Raw genomic sequence first — 12,747 nt, forward strand, 5'->3', positions numbered from 1 at the left:
GGCCCCTGCAGCGTTTCCTGTGCCTCCCCACGGGAGTCCCTGGGGGCGTACTCAGCGCCTGCGCGTCCCCAACGCCCCCATAAGCGCCGTCGGTTCGGCGGTTATGGCGCTTTTTCCGTGAAGTAGTCACGGCGAGTCAGACCTTCGGGGCCATGCGATAACGGTCTGGATGGGCACGGAGTCGAGGTGAAGTGAGTTCGAGGGCCCGATTGTCACGTCCGGCGCTCATGTGGTTGAGCCAACGTTCATACCAGTCGAGGAAGTCGATGGCGGAGGAGACGTTGGGGCCCCAAAACCCGTCGCTGTTGCCAGTCAGGACGCGGCCGGTGAGGGGACCGGTCACTGCGATGAGGCATACGTCGGTGCAGCCCATCTCAATGACGTGGAGGAAGAGATCGCCTTCGTGGTCCCCGGGTCCTGCGCCTTCGAAGCCGCGGGGTGACCCTGGTTCTCCGCGCGGATTCATGACCAGCAGGGAACACCGCTCCAGCGGCAGGAGGCCGTAGAACGGCGACGCGCCTGAGCCTCCGATGTGTGTGAGGAACTGCCGATAGGCGTCGGGCAGGGCGATGTCGTGCTCGGCTTCAAACTCAGTGACGCGTGCTTCCGCCAGCTTCGGACCGAGGCAGAACTGGTGCTGCTCTTCCCCGAAGGAGTGGCTGCGAAGTGGTTGGAACGGAGTCGCTGCCAGCTTGCGACGCAGGCGGGGTATGCGGGGATCCACGGTGTATCTTCTCTCGTCCCCGTCAACCTATGGGTGACTGTAGTCAACTGACCAGGAGGACCACCCTCTTCCGCAGGAGAGCAAAGCCGGCCCGGCCGAACATCTGGCGCTTGAGCACCTTGATTCGGTTGACGTGTCCTTCAACGACGCCGGAGCTCCAGGGCAAGGTGAGGCCGGCGATGACGGCGTCGCGGTCACGGTCGATGCCTGCGGCGAGGGTGTGGAGGCTGGGGACTGCGCGCGCCAGCCGTCACTCACCGTGTGCGCTTCACGGAAGGGGAGCCAGAACCGGTTCGCCACCGCGACCGACCTGAACGGCCACGCCGGCACGCAGACCGTCGGACAGGGCACCGAGATCATCGTCCGCACGGCCCAGGTCGGGAGGGACCCACCGGGGCTACTGCGACATCCACGGCCCGATCCCCTGGTGAGCCCAAGTCCACAGATGAACCCGACGTGACCCACCCCGCATGTCGCGCCCCTTAACTCCCCGCCGCAACAGGGCCATCATGTGACGGTCGTTGTCGCCGGTGTGTTCGAGATGGATGGTGCACGTGCGAGGAAACGGGAGCGGGATTCGTACGGCGGCTGCCGTCACGGGGCTCGGATGTGCCCTGCTCCTGACGGGATGCGCGGGGGGAAGCGCCGACGACTCCGCGCCCGCCACCCACGACCCCATCGCCGTCGCCAACGCCCCCGCCCAGCTCCCCGTCCCGTCCGGCAAGGGCAGCGAGGCGGCCGACGACTTCAACGGCGACGGCCACCCCGACCTCGTACTGAACGACCTCGTCAAGGGCCCGGACGACACCCACGGCGACGACGCGGGCATCGGCATCGTGTACGGATCGGCACGCGGCCTCACTCCCGGCGCGCGTCAACTCCTCAGCCCCAGCCGCCAGGCCGCCCCCACCGACGGCCGGCTCCCCGCCGTCTTCGACGCGGAGGCGAGCGGCGACCTGGACGGGGACGGCTTCACCGACCTCGTCGTCTCCACGGACCCGCCGTACAACGGACAGGGCATGCCCCCCGTACCCCTCCAGATCCTCTTCGGCTCCCCGTCGGGCCTGACGGGCAAGGCCGTGAAGCTCGCCATCCCCGCGCAGGCACGCTTCGGCAACGACTGGCCGGACCAGCCGGTCCCCGGCGACTTCGACGGAGACGGCGCGACGGACCTCGTCGTGCACGCCTCGAACGGTCAACTCAGCTATCTGCGCGGCCCGTTCACCCGCAAGGGCGCGCCACGCGCGGCGGGCGCTCCGCTCGCCTCCCCGGGCAACGTGCCCACCGGTCCCGCCGCCGACGTGAACGACGACGGCTACGACGACCTCCTCGTCCGTACGGCGGAAGGCACTGCCGAGTCCGCGATCGTCCTCGGCGGCCCGGCGGGCCCCACCCGCACCGGCGCCACCCTGCCCACCGGCATCGACGTCGCCCTCGGCAACTTCGGCAAGGGCAAGGCCCTGGACGCGGCGGTCGGTGCGATGGGCGGCACCTCGCTGCGCTACGACCTGCCCGGCACCGCCCGCTCCAGCCTCACCACCGCGGGCTCGGTGCTCGACGCCGGCGACTTCGACGCGGACGGCCTGAGCGAACTCGTCGCCAGCGGCTCGGAACTACGGCTGCTCCGAGGCCGTACGACCGGACCGTCCACGGCGGGCATGGTCACCGTCCAGCCGCCCGCCCAGGGCACCACCCGCGTCCTCACCGTCGCCGACTTCACCGGGGACGGGCTGGCGGACCTGGTGGTACGGACGTACCCGGGAGAGACGAAGGACACGGTCGCGCTGTACCCGGGCGCGAAGGCGGGCCTGGTGGCGAAGAAGCCGACGGTCACTTTCTCCACGTCGGAATTCCTGCAGACGGACTCCTGATTCCCCGGGTGGACTTCCGCCCCTTCCCCCACTTGGCGGCAGGGGCGCTCGCGTTTCCCTACCCCCTGATCCCTCGGCGATCCCCTCGGCGATCCCCTCGGTGTCCCTTCGGTGTCCCTTAGGGGATGTCACAGCTCAGCCGCAAAGCCGGGCCGGGAAGGCCGGGCCCGGCACATCACTCTCCGGGACCAGGTACGTTCGATAACGTGGCTGGATTCAGGATCGGACGCGGCCGGGACAACCGCGCCCCGCAAGGGCGACCGCAACAGCAGCAACCGCCGTACGGGCAGCAGGCCCCGCAGCCTCCCCAGGGAGGCCGGCCGCCGTACGGCTACCCACCCGCGCCGCCGCAGCAGTACGGCGGCGGGCAGCAACCGTACGGCGGGCAGCAGGGCGGCTGGCCCCAGCCCAACGTCGGTGGCGGTAGTAGCGGTAGTGGCGGCATGGGCTACGGCGAGCCGGAGTACTTCGGTGACGGGCACCCGCAGCAGGGCCCGGACCCGTACGCGGCGAACCAGCCCGGACACACCCAGGCCTTCTCGGTCGGCGAGGACCCGTACGTCCAGGGCGACACGTACCGCGCCGGCCAGGCCCCGGCCCCGCCGGTGGGCCCGCGCCTGCACTGGAAGGACCTGCTGAAGGGCATCATCGCCCGCCCCAACCAGACCTTCCTCCAGATGCGCGACTACACGATGTGGGCCCCGGCCCTCATCGTCACCTTCCTCTACGGCCTGCTCGCCGTCTTCGGCTTCGACGGAGCCCGCGAGGACGCGATAAACGCCACCCTGTCGAACGCGATCCCGATCGTCCTGACGACGGCCGTCGCGATCGTGCTCAGCACGTTCGTCCTCGGCGTGGTCACCCACACGCTGGCCCGCCAGCTCGGCGGCGACGGCGCCTGGCAGCCCACGGTCGGCCTCTCCATGCTGATCATGTCCCTCACGGACGCCCCGCGCCTGGTCGTCGCCATGTTCTTCGGCGGCGACGCCTCCTTCGTGCAGCTCCTGGGCTGGGCGACCTGGGTGGCCGCGGGCGCCCTCCTGACCCTCATGGTCAGCAAGTCCCACGACCTCCCCTGGCCGAAGGCGCTCGCCGCCTCGGCAATCCAGCTGATCGCCATCCTGTCGATCATCAAGCTGGGCACGTTCTAGTACGTCCAGTACCTCTTCTACGTAGGAGAAGGCCCCCGGCGTTTGCACGCTGCCGAGGGCCTTCTTCATATGCAGACGAGGTCGGGCGTCCGCAGGCGGGTCAGGCATCGTCAGGCGTCAAGGACCTGCCCGTCCCTCTTCACCACGGGCGGTTCGACACTCCAGGCGTCGTTGAGCCTATGACGGGCGTTCGAGACAGGGCCAAGGATCTGCGGTCCACCAGCACATCGGCCAAAGAGGCCCCATGCCAGCAACTGATCGTGATAATCGGACGGGTTCACGTCTCAGCTACGCGGAACGCTCCAAAGGCTTGCTGTCCATCGGGTCGGCAACTTGGATCAGGGGGAGAACTTGCTGGCGAATGTGCTGCCGGGCCTTCGTGATGTCCGAGCGCCGCTCTCGACGGGATGCATCTGGCTCCTGACACTCTGGATGATCCTGGAGGACCGTGTCCCGACGCCACAGCAGGCTCAGGGTGTCTGGGCGTCCCTGTATCGCCTTGGCGGCTTGATAGGTCCCGCCGGCGTGCTCGCGTCCGTCGCCTTCCTCGCCTATCTCATCGGCGCCATGCTCGCCGTCCGAGTAGTCACCGTGAACGCGAGGGAAGCGCCGAAGGCCGCGAGGTTCTGGGGCGCCAGGACGGACCTCACGCCTCGCGTGTCGCAGCTTGCGTACGACGACCTGGTCAGCTTCCTGCAGGACCACGAACGGGTGCCCGCACCGGAGCCGGAGGTTCCCGCCGCGGGGAGGCTGGAGCGCGAGGAGGGCCGGCGCCTCGTGGTGAACCTGGCGGTACGAGACATCCTCGGTGAGACACGTCAGCTCCGGACCAAACTGCTGATCGCCAACTACGACTTGTTCAACGAGTACGACCGAGCGGTGGGTGAGGCAGAGTTCCGCAAGAACGTCGCCTACGCGCTCCTGGGTCTGACGGCCGCGCTGAGTTGGATGCAATCACCTTGGTGGGTCATCCTCCTGATCGTTCCCACCCGGCTATACGTTGCCGCCATGGGAAGCGAGCGAGCAGCCAACGATGTCATCGTCCAGGCTGTAGTGGCGGGCCTCATCACCCCCCTCGCCATGACAGGAGCCGCAGGTGTGCCAGCCATTCCTACGGGACGGAGCCAGTAGACGTGAGGGTTCTCGGGCGGCAGAGGGTGAAGGTGTAGGTGCGGCCGTCGATGACGAGGCCGCCCACGTGGTCGTGGGCAGTGGCGGCGCTGATGTCGTCCGTCAGTAGTTCGGCGGTCGCCCGGAGGGGCGGTGGGGTGTTGTCGCCGTCGGGTCCGTCGACGGCAGCGGTAGGAGGGACTGTAGAAACTCTCGGACTGCCCTGCGGCAGCACGCATACCGCTCAGCCCAGGTCAGAGGGCCTTCTCGGACGGCGTGCTCGGCTCCCCGAACTTGCGTGCCAGGGGGCGACACACTCCAGGCAGTCAGCCACCTGCGAACACGAACAGTCCGATGAGGATGAAGATCACCCACGCGCCGAATGCCGCACACACGATGAAAGTGATCAGGCTGTTCGCCGTGGCCAGCTTGGACCAAGCACCCTCGGACGAGCGCGCTCCCTCGGGACCCTGCTCTGAGCCCACGTCAGAGCGCTTCCGTGTTCTCCTTGGGCGCCTCGCCCGACCTAAGTACCGGAGGCAGCACACTCCACGGAAAGTTGATCCACTCCTCGGTCCGCTTCCACACGTACTCGCACTTCACCAGTGAGTGGGGCTTTTCGTAGATGACGGCGCTGCGGACCTCGGCGACGGCGTCGACGCAGAAGTCGTGGACCAGTTTGAGCGTCCTGCCGGTGTCGGCGACGTCGTCGGTGATCAGGACCTTTTTGTCGGAGAAGTCGATGGTGTTGGGGACGGGGGCGAGCATGACGGGCATTTCCAGGGTGGTTCCGACGCCCGTGTAGAACTCCACGTTCACGAGGTGGATGTTCTTGCAGTCGAGGGCGTAGGCGAGCCCGCCCGCGACGAAGACGCCCCCGCGGGCGATGGACAGCACGATGTCGGGCTCGAACCCGTCGTCGGCGATGGTCTGGGCGAGCTCGCGGACGGCGGTGCCGAAGCGCTCGTAGGTGAGGTTCTCGCGCACGCCGCTCATGCTGTTGTCGCTCACACCTGGGTCCGATGGAAGTTGAGGAAGGAGCGGGACGCGGTCGGTCCACGCTGTCCCTGGTAGCGCGACCCGTAACGCTCACTGCCGTACGGGAACTCGGCCGGCGAGCTGAGGCGGAACAAGCACAGCTGCCCGATCTTCATCCCCGGCCAGAGCTTGATGGGCAGGGTCGCGAGGTTCGACAGTTCGAGGGTGACGTGCCCGGAGAACCCGGGGTCGATGAACCCCGCGGTGGAGTGCGTCACGAGCCCGAGCCGCCCGAGCGAGCTCTTGCCCTCGAGCCGCGAAGCGAGATCATCGGGCAACGAGATGACCTCGTACGTACTGGCGAGGACGAACTCCCCGGGATGCAGGATGAACGGCTCGTCACCCTCGGGCTCGACGAGCCGGGTCAGATCCGCCTGCTCGACGGACGGATCAATGTGTGGATAGCGGTGATTCTCGAACACCCGGAAATAGCGGTCGAGCCGCACGTCGACGCTCGACGGCTGCACCATGGATTCGTCGTACGGATCGATCCGCACCCGTCCGGCATCGATCTCGGCCCGGATGTCCTTGTCAGAGAGAAGCACGCCCCGAGGATACGCGGGGACTGTCTGCAATTGCGCACAGTCCCCCGCGCCCTCACACAAGGCCTGCCGTTCCCTACCGCTTCTCGAGCGTGACCGGTACGACGTTCCGGAGCCGCGCACAGCGCGGACACCGGATGAGCCGACCAGGACCGAGCCGCTCGGCCTGCTGCATCGGGAACGAAGCGGTACTGAACACGTGCCCCTCGGCACAACGGACGACGGTGCGCTCCATCAAGTCCTCAGAGTCCCTTCCCCAAGAGCCGCGTCTGACTGACGCCGAAAGCCCACATTACGGGACGTAAGGGATGACCCTCCATGCGGCACTCCGGTCACGCACAGACCCTCTTCCGCGCCCCCACCGTACGCCCCAACTCCGGCCCCCCGCAGCCGCATCCCCTCCCCCGAGACGCACCCTGGCCCCACGGCTTCAGCGCCGGGGGCCAGGCATGAGGTAGAGTGAGCGGGCATTCGACACCGGCCCGAACCGGCGTCTTACGCGGGTGTAGTTTAGTGGTAGAACATCAGCTTCCCAAGCTGAGAGTGCGAGTTCGATTCTCGTCACCCGCTCCAATGTGAACCCCCAGGTCATGGACCCGGGGGTTGTTTGTTGTCCAGCCCGATGTGCGTGCACGCCACGGAAGTAGTCCTGAATTGCCGGATCACCCCGCCGAGGAGCCCTGGCTTGCCGGTGCGGACTGTGGGGGCACGAGCGCCTTTTCCCCGCGAGACGGAGCCCCGGTCTCTCTGGCGTGTGTCCATCGGCCGACGCGCTGCCAAAGTCGTCCCAGTGACCGGTAGAAACGGTCCGGCAGGAACACGGCGTCCGCGATGATCATCGCGCCGGAGAAGAGCGGCAGCCCCATGAGGACGGCGATGCCCAGGTGCATGCCCAGCAGCATGGTCAGGACCGGGTACTTGAGCCGTCCGAACAGGACGAACGGGAACGCGACCTGCAACAGCACTGTCAGGTAGCAGGCGACGGCGATCAGCATGTCGTGCCCGTCCGCCATGAGGGAGAGCTCGGGCCATGGGCGGAACAGGTCGAGGTTCAGGACGTAGTGCAGGGCGGTTCCGTTGCCCCAGGAGCCGCCCTGCACCTTGTAGAGGCCCGCGGACCCGTAGAGGAAACAGACCTGGGCCGCGATGACGAACATGCCGCAGTTGTGCAGCACGGCCGTCAAGGTCCGGCGGGACGAGCCGAGTTGGTGCCGGAGTCCGTCGACATCGGGGGCCGATGAACTGCTTGCCGCCTTCCCCATGGAGCCCTGGAGCCGGGTTCTGCGCGCGTCCAGGGACCAGCGCCGGCCGCACGCGGTGAGGACGAGGTAGACGGCCATCAGGAGGATGAGGTTGTCTCCTCCGTCGGTCATGAAGATCGCCCTGGCGTGGAACGACGCCACCACGACCGCGAACAGCACGGACACCGCTCTCGTCCGCCAGCCCAGCATGAACAGTGCGGACGTGACGAGGGCCAGCGCGTAGCAGGTCTCGAAGTAGGGCCGGCTGTCGGACAGGGTGAGGATGCTCAACCACCCGGTCTGGTCGAACAGCTGCCTGGCCAGCTCGGGCGTCCACGGTGACCCGGGCCCCCAGATCTCGTCGCGGTGCGGGAACTCCCGCAGGAGGAAGACGAGGTAGAGGAGTCCGTAGCCGATGCGCAGAACGGCCGCGGCGTACAGGGAGATCGGGCGCTCGGTCAGGACGGTGAGAAACGCATCGATCTTCTCCGGTACGCGGCGCGGAGCGAGTGTCTGCTCAGTTTCCACGGGAGGTCACCTTCCACCAGGGCAGATACCGGGTTTCGACAGCTTTCGGCGCGGCTGCGGACGAGCCGGGGCCGGGCCCCTCGGCCGGCGCGGCGATGGGCACGGTGATCACCCGCAGCTGGACGGACTCGAAAGTGCCGCCGCGACGGTCGGTGATGCGGTCCGCCGCGATGTCGGTCAGGTACTTCTGCATCATCAGCGCCCGCTCCGAGCGAGGCCGGTCGTCACCACCATGGGTTTCGAGGTACGAACTCCAGGCCCGCCGCAGCATGTTCTGCGCGGTGTGACTCGGGAAGACGTCGTGCCTCACCGCCGCGTTGTCGACGCCGCTCAGATCGAACCAGCCGCTCACCCGCACCCGGCCGTCCGGAGTGGTGTGCATAGTCCTGGCCGAGATCTGCCGGTTGACCGACTCCGGATCCGGGGCGAAGAGCCGCCAGTTCTGTTCGAACAGGGGGAAGACCCAGGCGTTGACCTGCCGGCTGTACTGCCGGGAGAGGGGGTTCGGGGGTGCCACGTGCAGAAACACCAGGAGAACGTGGACCAGGGCTGTCGCCAGGCACAGGGCCACAGCTGCGCTCGTTCCCACCTTCAGGAGAATGGGCGGAGGCTTCGAAAGCCCTTGGCGCGGATGGGTTGTCCGGCCCCCTCTCCGGTCGTCACCCCGGTCGTCACCCCGATCCCGGCTCTGGTCCGGTTCGTCGACGTCCGCCGTTTCGATGCCGCCGAGCACGTCCCCGTCTGGGCTTTCCATTCTGGCTTCTCTCACTGTTTCTCCTGAGATTTCGCCAACGGCGCGCGACGGAATCGACAACGATCCGTCGCGCGCCGCTCGTCCTGCCGGCTCAAGGGGAGCTAGGCAGCTTTCTTGGAGTGGCCTTCGTGATCGTTGCCGTAGCCCTCGGGTTTGTGGGGCTTGTCGGGCTTGCCTTGATGCCCGCCATTGCCGCCATAACCGCCGTGCTCATCGGGCTTCCCGCCGTGATCGTGGTCGCCGGGCTTCCCGCCGTGGCCGTGGCCGCCGGGCTTGTGGCCGTGATCGTGATGGCCGTTTCCACCGGTCGAGCCGCCTGTCGCACCACCGTTCGTACCACCCGTGGTGCCGCTCGTACCGCCCGTGGTGCCGCTCGTACCGCCCGTCGTACCGCTTGTGGTAGCGCCCGCGATGACACCACCCAGCACGCCGCCGGTGGTTCCACCCGACGTCAGGACACCGCCAAGAAGACCGCCCGTTCCGCCACCCGTCGGCACACCGCCGATGACGCCGACCGTGGTGCTCCCCGTCGTGCCCGCCGTGGCGCCGCCCGACGTGGCACCGGCCACCACACCACCCGTGATCAGACCACCGGTGGTTCCGCCGGCGGCACACGTACCGCGGTTGATCGTGTTGTTGTCCAGCGTCACCGCGCCGGTACGGGCCAGCGCCCGGCCGGCGATGGTTGTTCCCGTCGTGACGGTGATCGACTCCTGGGCCATGATGGTGCCCACGAACGTGGAGTTGGTGCCGAGCGTGGCCGAACTGCCGATCTGCCAGTACACGTTGCACGGTGAGGCGCCGTTGACGAGCGACACGTTGCTGCCGGACGCCGTCGTCAGGGTCGAACCGATCTGGAAGACCCATACGGCATTGGGATCGCCGTGTGCGTCGAGGGTGAGCGTGCCGGTGATACCCGCGGAGATGGGTGCCTTGTAGACGCCCGGATCCAGCGTCCTGCCGCCGAGCTCCACGGGGTCGGGAGCGGTGGGGTAGGTGACGTCCGGCGCTTGTCCGGCGGCGTTGTTGTACCCCGTGACCAGGTCGCTCTTGGCCTGGAGCGCCACCGCGTCCGCGGAGTGCTGGGCACCGTTCACCGTGCCGGGCGGGAATCCGGTGATGGCCGTACCCGGCGACACTCCGAGATCACCGGTGATCGACGAGGGCCCGGTGTTGGTGACCTGGGAACCGGCCAGTACGGCAAAGCTGGTCGCCGTACCCAGCGGCACAGGTGTGGCAACGGCGCTTGCGCTTGTCGGCGTCATCGCGAGGACGACAGCGGCGATCACCACGGCCGTTACCGCCGCGAGCCACACCGACATGGTGCGCCGTAGGGGCGCTTCAGGGATATTCAGCGTCATCGAGGGGCCAACTCCTTTAAAGCGGATGGTCTTGGCGGTTCCCGGTCGCACAGAATCGCCCGTTTCTGACGCTGGCATATTACTCAGGAGTGTGCCGACGGATTCTTTCCGCGAGGAGTACTGAAAAATGCATAGAAAAGCTTAATGGGCCGCGTGGTTGTAAATCCATAATCCTCGCCAGGTGCGACCGCCCGGCATGGTCGGCGAGACGGAAGGCCACTGCGAGAAGATCACTCATGCCCCCACAGAAGGCAGCCGTTTCGGTGGGTGTCGGTGGAGTCCGGTCCACTTCGTGATCTTGTGGACCTGTGCGAGGATCCGGCCACCGCCTGCACTTATCTGATGCACGAGGGCCTGATCGCGAAAGACCGGCCGCGCGTGACCCACCCGGCACGGACGAGTCGCCGCATCCGATATTCCGTGCCTGGCGGACCGAAGGAAAGTACGCGGTCGACGCATCGCTCGGAATATCCCCGAGCTGTGCTATCCGCAGTATTATTGTCTGCGGGTTGGTTCACTCTCACGTGCAACCGCCCGGAAGGGTGGCTCCGGCGTGTTCGCGCCGGAGCCATTGCCGTCACCGCCTGCGTTACAGCCTGCGTTACAGCCAATTGGCGCGTGGCATCCCCGACGAGTTAATCCGCCGACGGGAGTCCTTCCAGGCCACCTCCGCCCAGAGTTTGCCCGGCCGTCGCCAAACCCTCCACCGTGTGCTTGTGCAATGGCGCCCTTCCGGCCGGCGCCCGCTTCCAGGGCTCGGCCGCTCGCCGGCCACCCAGAGTGGCCCGTCACGCCTCCGAGACGACGGCGTGCCCATAGCGTGCCCTTCAGACCGGTGAACCACGGTCGACAGAGGTGCGATCCCGCGCTCCTGGGCGCCGCATCAGAGCACATATGCCGAGGTCAGAAGCTATCCAGCTCGGCAGGCGCCGTCGCTTCCCAAGCTGAGAGTGCGAGTTCGATTCTCGCCACCCGCTCTTTTTGAAGCCCCAGGTGAGTGGCCTGGGGCTTTTGCGTGACGCGCCCTTTCTCGCGCTTTCCGGCGCACAAGGCACCCCGAGATCGGGCACACGGAGGGCACGAGGTCTCGCCGAGTACCACGCACTCGCCACTTCCGTTGCAGAAGTGCGCCGCTGACCTGCTGTTTCGTTGCGCACATCGCGGCGGTCGCCGTTGAAAGCCCTCAGCCTGCCGTCCCCCGACGGGTCGAATGGCACTGCCCCGCGCTACAGAGGGGACGACAGGCCCCGACTTGCCACGTAAGACGCATCGTCTTACAGTGGTTGCATGGCTGACACCATCACGATTCGCAGCGACTCGGACACCGAGCACGCTCTGGACGTTCTCACCAATGACGGCAGCTCACGCTCGGCGGCCATCCGCCGAGCTGTGCTCGAAGCCGCCCTGCGCAAAGAGCGGGCTTCCGCGATGCGTCGCGCCGTCCTGCGGATGCCACTTGGCGAACCGGACGGCATCGACATCGCTGCGGAGATCGCCCGCGGCCGCGAGGACGAGCGCTGATGATCTATCTCGACTCGGCCGCCGTCGTGAAACTTGTCCACGCCGAGTCCGAGTCGCAGGCATTGCGCAACTGGCTCGACGAACGGGTGGAGACCGGATGGACGAGTTCGGTGCTGGTGGAGATCGAGTCATCGCGGGCCCTCGCTCGCTACGCCCCGGAAGCCGTCGCCCGGCTCCACCCGGTCCTCGACCTGATCGAGTTGGTGGAGCTGGACTCCGGAGTTCGCATCTTGGCCCAGACCGTAAAACCAGCGACCGTGCGAAGCCTGGACGCCATCCACCTGGCTACGGCTCTTCGCATTCGCTCCCAGATCACCTCCTTCGTCACGTACGACAAACGACTGGCCGATGCCGCCCAAGCAGCTGGACTGACGGTCGACATGCCTGCCTGAGACATCGCCCAAGCCAAGCAGGACACCACCACTCAACTTGCCCTCAGTGGATCGACAGTCGACGTCCCTGAAGGCGCCTGCACCCATCTCGTTTCCACCGCGTGCCCCACCCGTGCCCTTCAGGCGGGCAACAGCGGTCATCAAAGGTGCAATCCCGACCCGACCGCGGCACCTGGCACCGCGTTACCGCAGGTCGGCGCGGCATTCGGCGACGGAGCGCCATCGCTTCCCAAGCTGAGAGTGCGAGTTCGATTCTCGTCACCCGCTCCAGAGTTTGCCCCCAGGTCAGCGGCCTGGGGGTTGTTGTTTTCCAGGCCAATTCATGTGTGCCGTGCCCGACATCACGATGTCTGCGCCCGATGCTTTCGAGCTGTTGCTGGAGCGGCGGACCGTGGCCTCGGCCGAGCCGGAGCCGGACCTGGGGCCGGAGCCGGAGCTGGAGCCGGAGCCGGAGCCGGAAGTCGAGGAGCCGGTGTCGTCGGCTGCCTGTCGCTGCTCGGAAGTGTGCTGCCCG

11 protein-coding genes, 1 tRNA gene and 1 pseudogene are annotated in these 12,747 nt (G+C 67.2%); 6 read left to right on the top strand and 7 right to left on the bottom strand.

Features of this window, described 5'->3' with window-relative positions; all coding sequences use genetic code 11:
• Positions 1-136: 136 nt before the first annotated feature.
• Together ACFYPC_RS12145 and ACFYPC_RS12150 are read right to left on the bottom strand one after the other, a co-directional pair.
• Complete coding sequence (locus tag ACFYPC_RS12145) at positions 137-724, bottom strand: SMI1/KNR4 family protein (RefSeq protein WP_388674069.1); 588 nt, start codon at positions 722-724, stop codon at positions 137-139.
• A gap of 43 nt (positions 725-767) precedes the next feature.
• Positions 768-932 (bottom strand): annotated as a pseudogene (locus ACFYPC_RS12150) (ISL3 family transposase); the annotation flags it as partial.
• 337 nt (positions 933-1,269) lie between these two features.
• Between ACFYPC_RS12150 and ACFYPC_RS12155 the strand changes: the two are divergent.
• The 3 genes from ACFYPC_RS12155 (at position 1,270) to ACFYPC_RS12165 (ending at position 4,877) form a co-directional block, all read left to right on the top strand.
• The gene (locus tag ACFYPC_RS12155) at positions 1,270-2,595 is read left to right on the top strand and encodes an FG-GAP repeat domain-containing protein (RefSeq protein ID WP_388674071.1); all 1,326 of its coding nucleotides are present in this window, start codon (positions 1,270-1,272) and stop codon (positions 2,593-2,595) included.
• A gap of 125 nt (positions 2,596-2,720) precedes the next feature.
• Positions 2,721-3,746 carry a Yip1 family protein gene (locus ACFYPC_RS12160; protein WP_388674073.1) on the top strand — a complete coding sequence of 342 codons (1,026 nt, stop codon included), beginning with the start codon at positions 2,721-2,723 and terminating at the stop codon, positions 3,744-3,746.
• A gap of 507 nt (positions 3,747-4,253) precedes the next feature.
• On the top strand, positions 4,254-4,877 hold the full coding sequence (locus ACFYPC_RS12165; protein WP_388674075.1) for a hypothetical protein: 624 nt from the start codon (positions 4,254-4,256) through the stop codon (positions 4,875-4,877).
• Between the two features lie 465 nt (positions 4,878-5,342).
• Here ACFYPC_RS12165 and ACFYPC_RS12170 read toward each other — a convergent pair whose 3' ends face one another.
• Both ACFYPC_RS12170 and dcd read right to left on the bottom strand, forming a co-directional pair.
• Complete coding sequence (locus ACFYPC_RS12170) at positions 5,343-5,852, bottom strand: phosphoribosyltransferase (protein ID WP_388674329.1); 510 nt, start codon at positions 5,850-5,852, stop codon at positions 5,343-5,345.
• 11 nt (positions 5,853-5,863) lie between these two features.
• Positions 5,864-6,439, bottom strand: coding sequence for a dCTP deaminase (gene dcd, locus ACFYPC_RS12175; protein WP_365272465.1), 576 nt, complete (start codon positions 6,437-6,439; stop codon positions 5,864-5,866).
• A gap of 496 nt (positions 6,440-6,935) precedes the next feature.
• On the opposite strand from dcd, the gene ACFYPC_RS12180 reads away from it, so the two are divergent.
• Positions 6,936-7,009: transfer RNA gene (locus ACFYPC_RS12180), tRNA-Gly, on the top strand.
• Between the two features lie 89 nt (positions 7,010-7,098).
• Here ACFYPC_RS12180 and ACFYPC_RS12185 read toward each other — a convergent pair.
• The 3 genes from ACFYPC_RS12185 to ACFYPC_RS12195 all read right to left on the bottom strand — a co-directional run bounded on the left by ACFYPC_RS12185 (position 7,099) and on the right by ACFYPC_RS12195 (position 10,320).
• On the bottom strand, positions 7,099-8,205 hold the full coding sequence (locus ACFYPC_RS12185; RefSeq protein WP_388674077.1) for an HTTM domain-containing protein: 1,107 nt from the start codon (positions 8,203-8,205) through the stop codon (positions 7,099-7,101).
• Positions 8,195-8,794 (bottom strand): DUF5819 family protein, encoded by a 600-nt coding sequence (locus ACFYPC_RS12190; protein ID WP_388674079.1) that lies wholly within the window; start codon positions 8,792-8,794, stop codon positions 8,195-8,197. The genes ACFYPC_RS12185 and ACFYPC_RS12190 overlap by 11 nt, the downstream gene beginning before the upstream one ends.
• Positions 8,795-9,060: 266 nt before the next feature.
• Positions 9,061-10,320 carry an ice-binding family protein gene (locus tag ACFYPC_RS12195; protein ID WP_388674081.1) on the bottom strand — a complete coding sequence of 420 codons (1,260 nt, stop codon included), beginning with the start codon at positions 10,318-10,320 and terminating at the stop codon, positions 9,061-9,063.
• Between the two features lie 1,287 nt (positions 10,321-11,607).
• On the opposite strand from ACFYPC_RS12195, the gene ACFYPC_RS12200 reads away from it, so the two are divergent.
• Positions 11,608-11,841, top strand: a complete 234-nt coding sequence (locus ACFYPC_RS12200; protein ID WP_388674083.1) for a hypothetical protein — start codon at positions 11,608-11,610, stop codon at positions 11,839-11,841.
• A complete protein-coding gene (locus ACFYPC_RS12205; RefSeq protein ID WP_388674085.1) occupies positions 11,841-12,233 on the top strand; it encodes a type II toxin-antitoxin system VapC family toxin in 393 nt (130 codons plus the stop codon). The genes ACFYPC_RS12200 and ACFYPC_RS12205 overlap by 1 nt, the downstream gene beginning before the upstream one ends.
• Positions 12,234-12,747: the final 514 nt, after the last annotated feature.

It is taken from the genome of Streptomyces sp. NPDC005808, assembly GCF_042871385.1.
GTDB lineage: Bacteria > Actinomycetota > Actinomycetes > Streptomycetales > Streptomycetaceae > Streptomyces.

What these genes read in the sequence shown, in the direction of transcription:
- ACFYPC_RS12170 (WP_388674329.1), bottom strand. Translation starts at nt 5,852, where the DNA reads ATGAGCGGCGTGCGCGAGAACCTCACCTACGAGCGCTTCGGCACCGCC.
- ACFYPC_RS12200 (WP_388674083.1), top strand. Translation starts at nt 11,608, where the DNA reads ATGGCTGACACCATCACGATTCGCAGCGACTCGGACACCGAGCACGCT.
- ACFYPC_RS12160 (WP_388674073.1), top strand. Translation starts at nt 2,721, where the DNA reads ATGTCACAGCTCAGCCGCAAAGCCGGGCCGGGAAGGCCGGGCCCGGCA.
- ACFYPC_RS12195 (WP_388674081.1), bottom strand. Translation starts at nt 10,320, where the DNA reads ATGACGCTGAATATCCCTGAAGCGCCCCTACGGCGCACCATGTCGGTG.
- ACFYPC_RS12205 (WP_388674085.1), top strand. Translation starts at nt 11,841, where the DNA reads ATGATCTATCTCGACTCGGCCGCCGTCGTGAAACTTGTCCACGCCGAG.
- ACFYPC_RS12155 (WP_388674071.1), top strand. Translation starts at nt 1,270, where the DNA reads ATGGTGCACGTGCGAGGAAACGGGAGCGGGATTCGTACGGCGGCTGCC.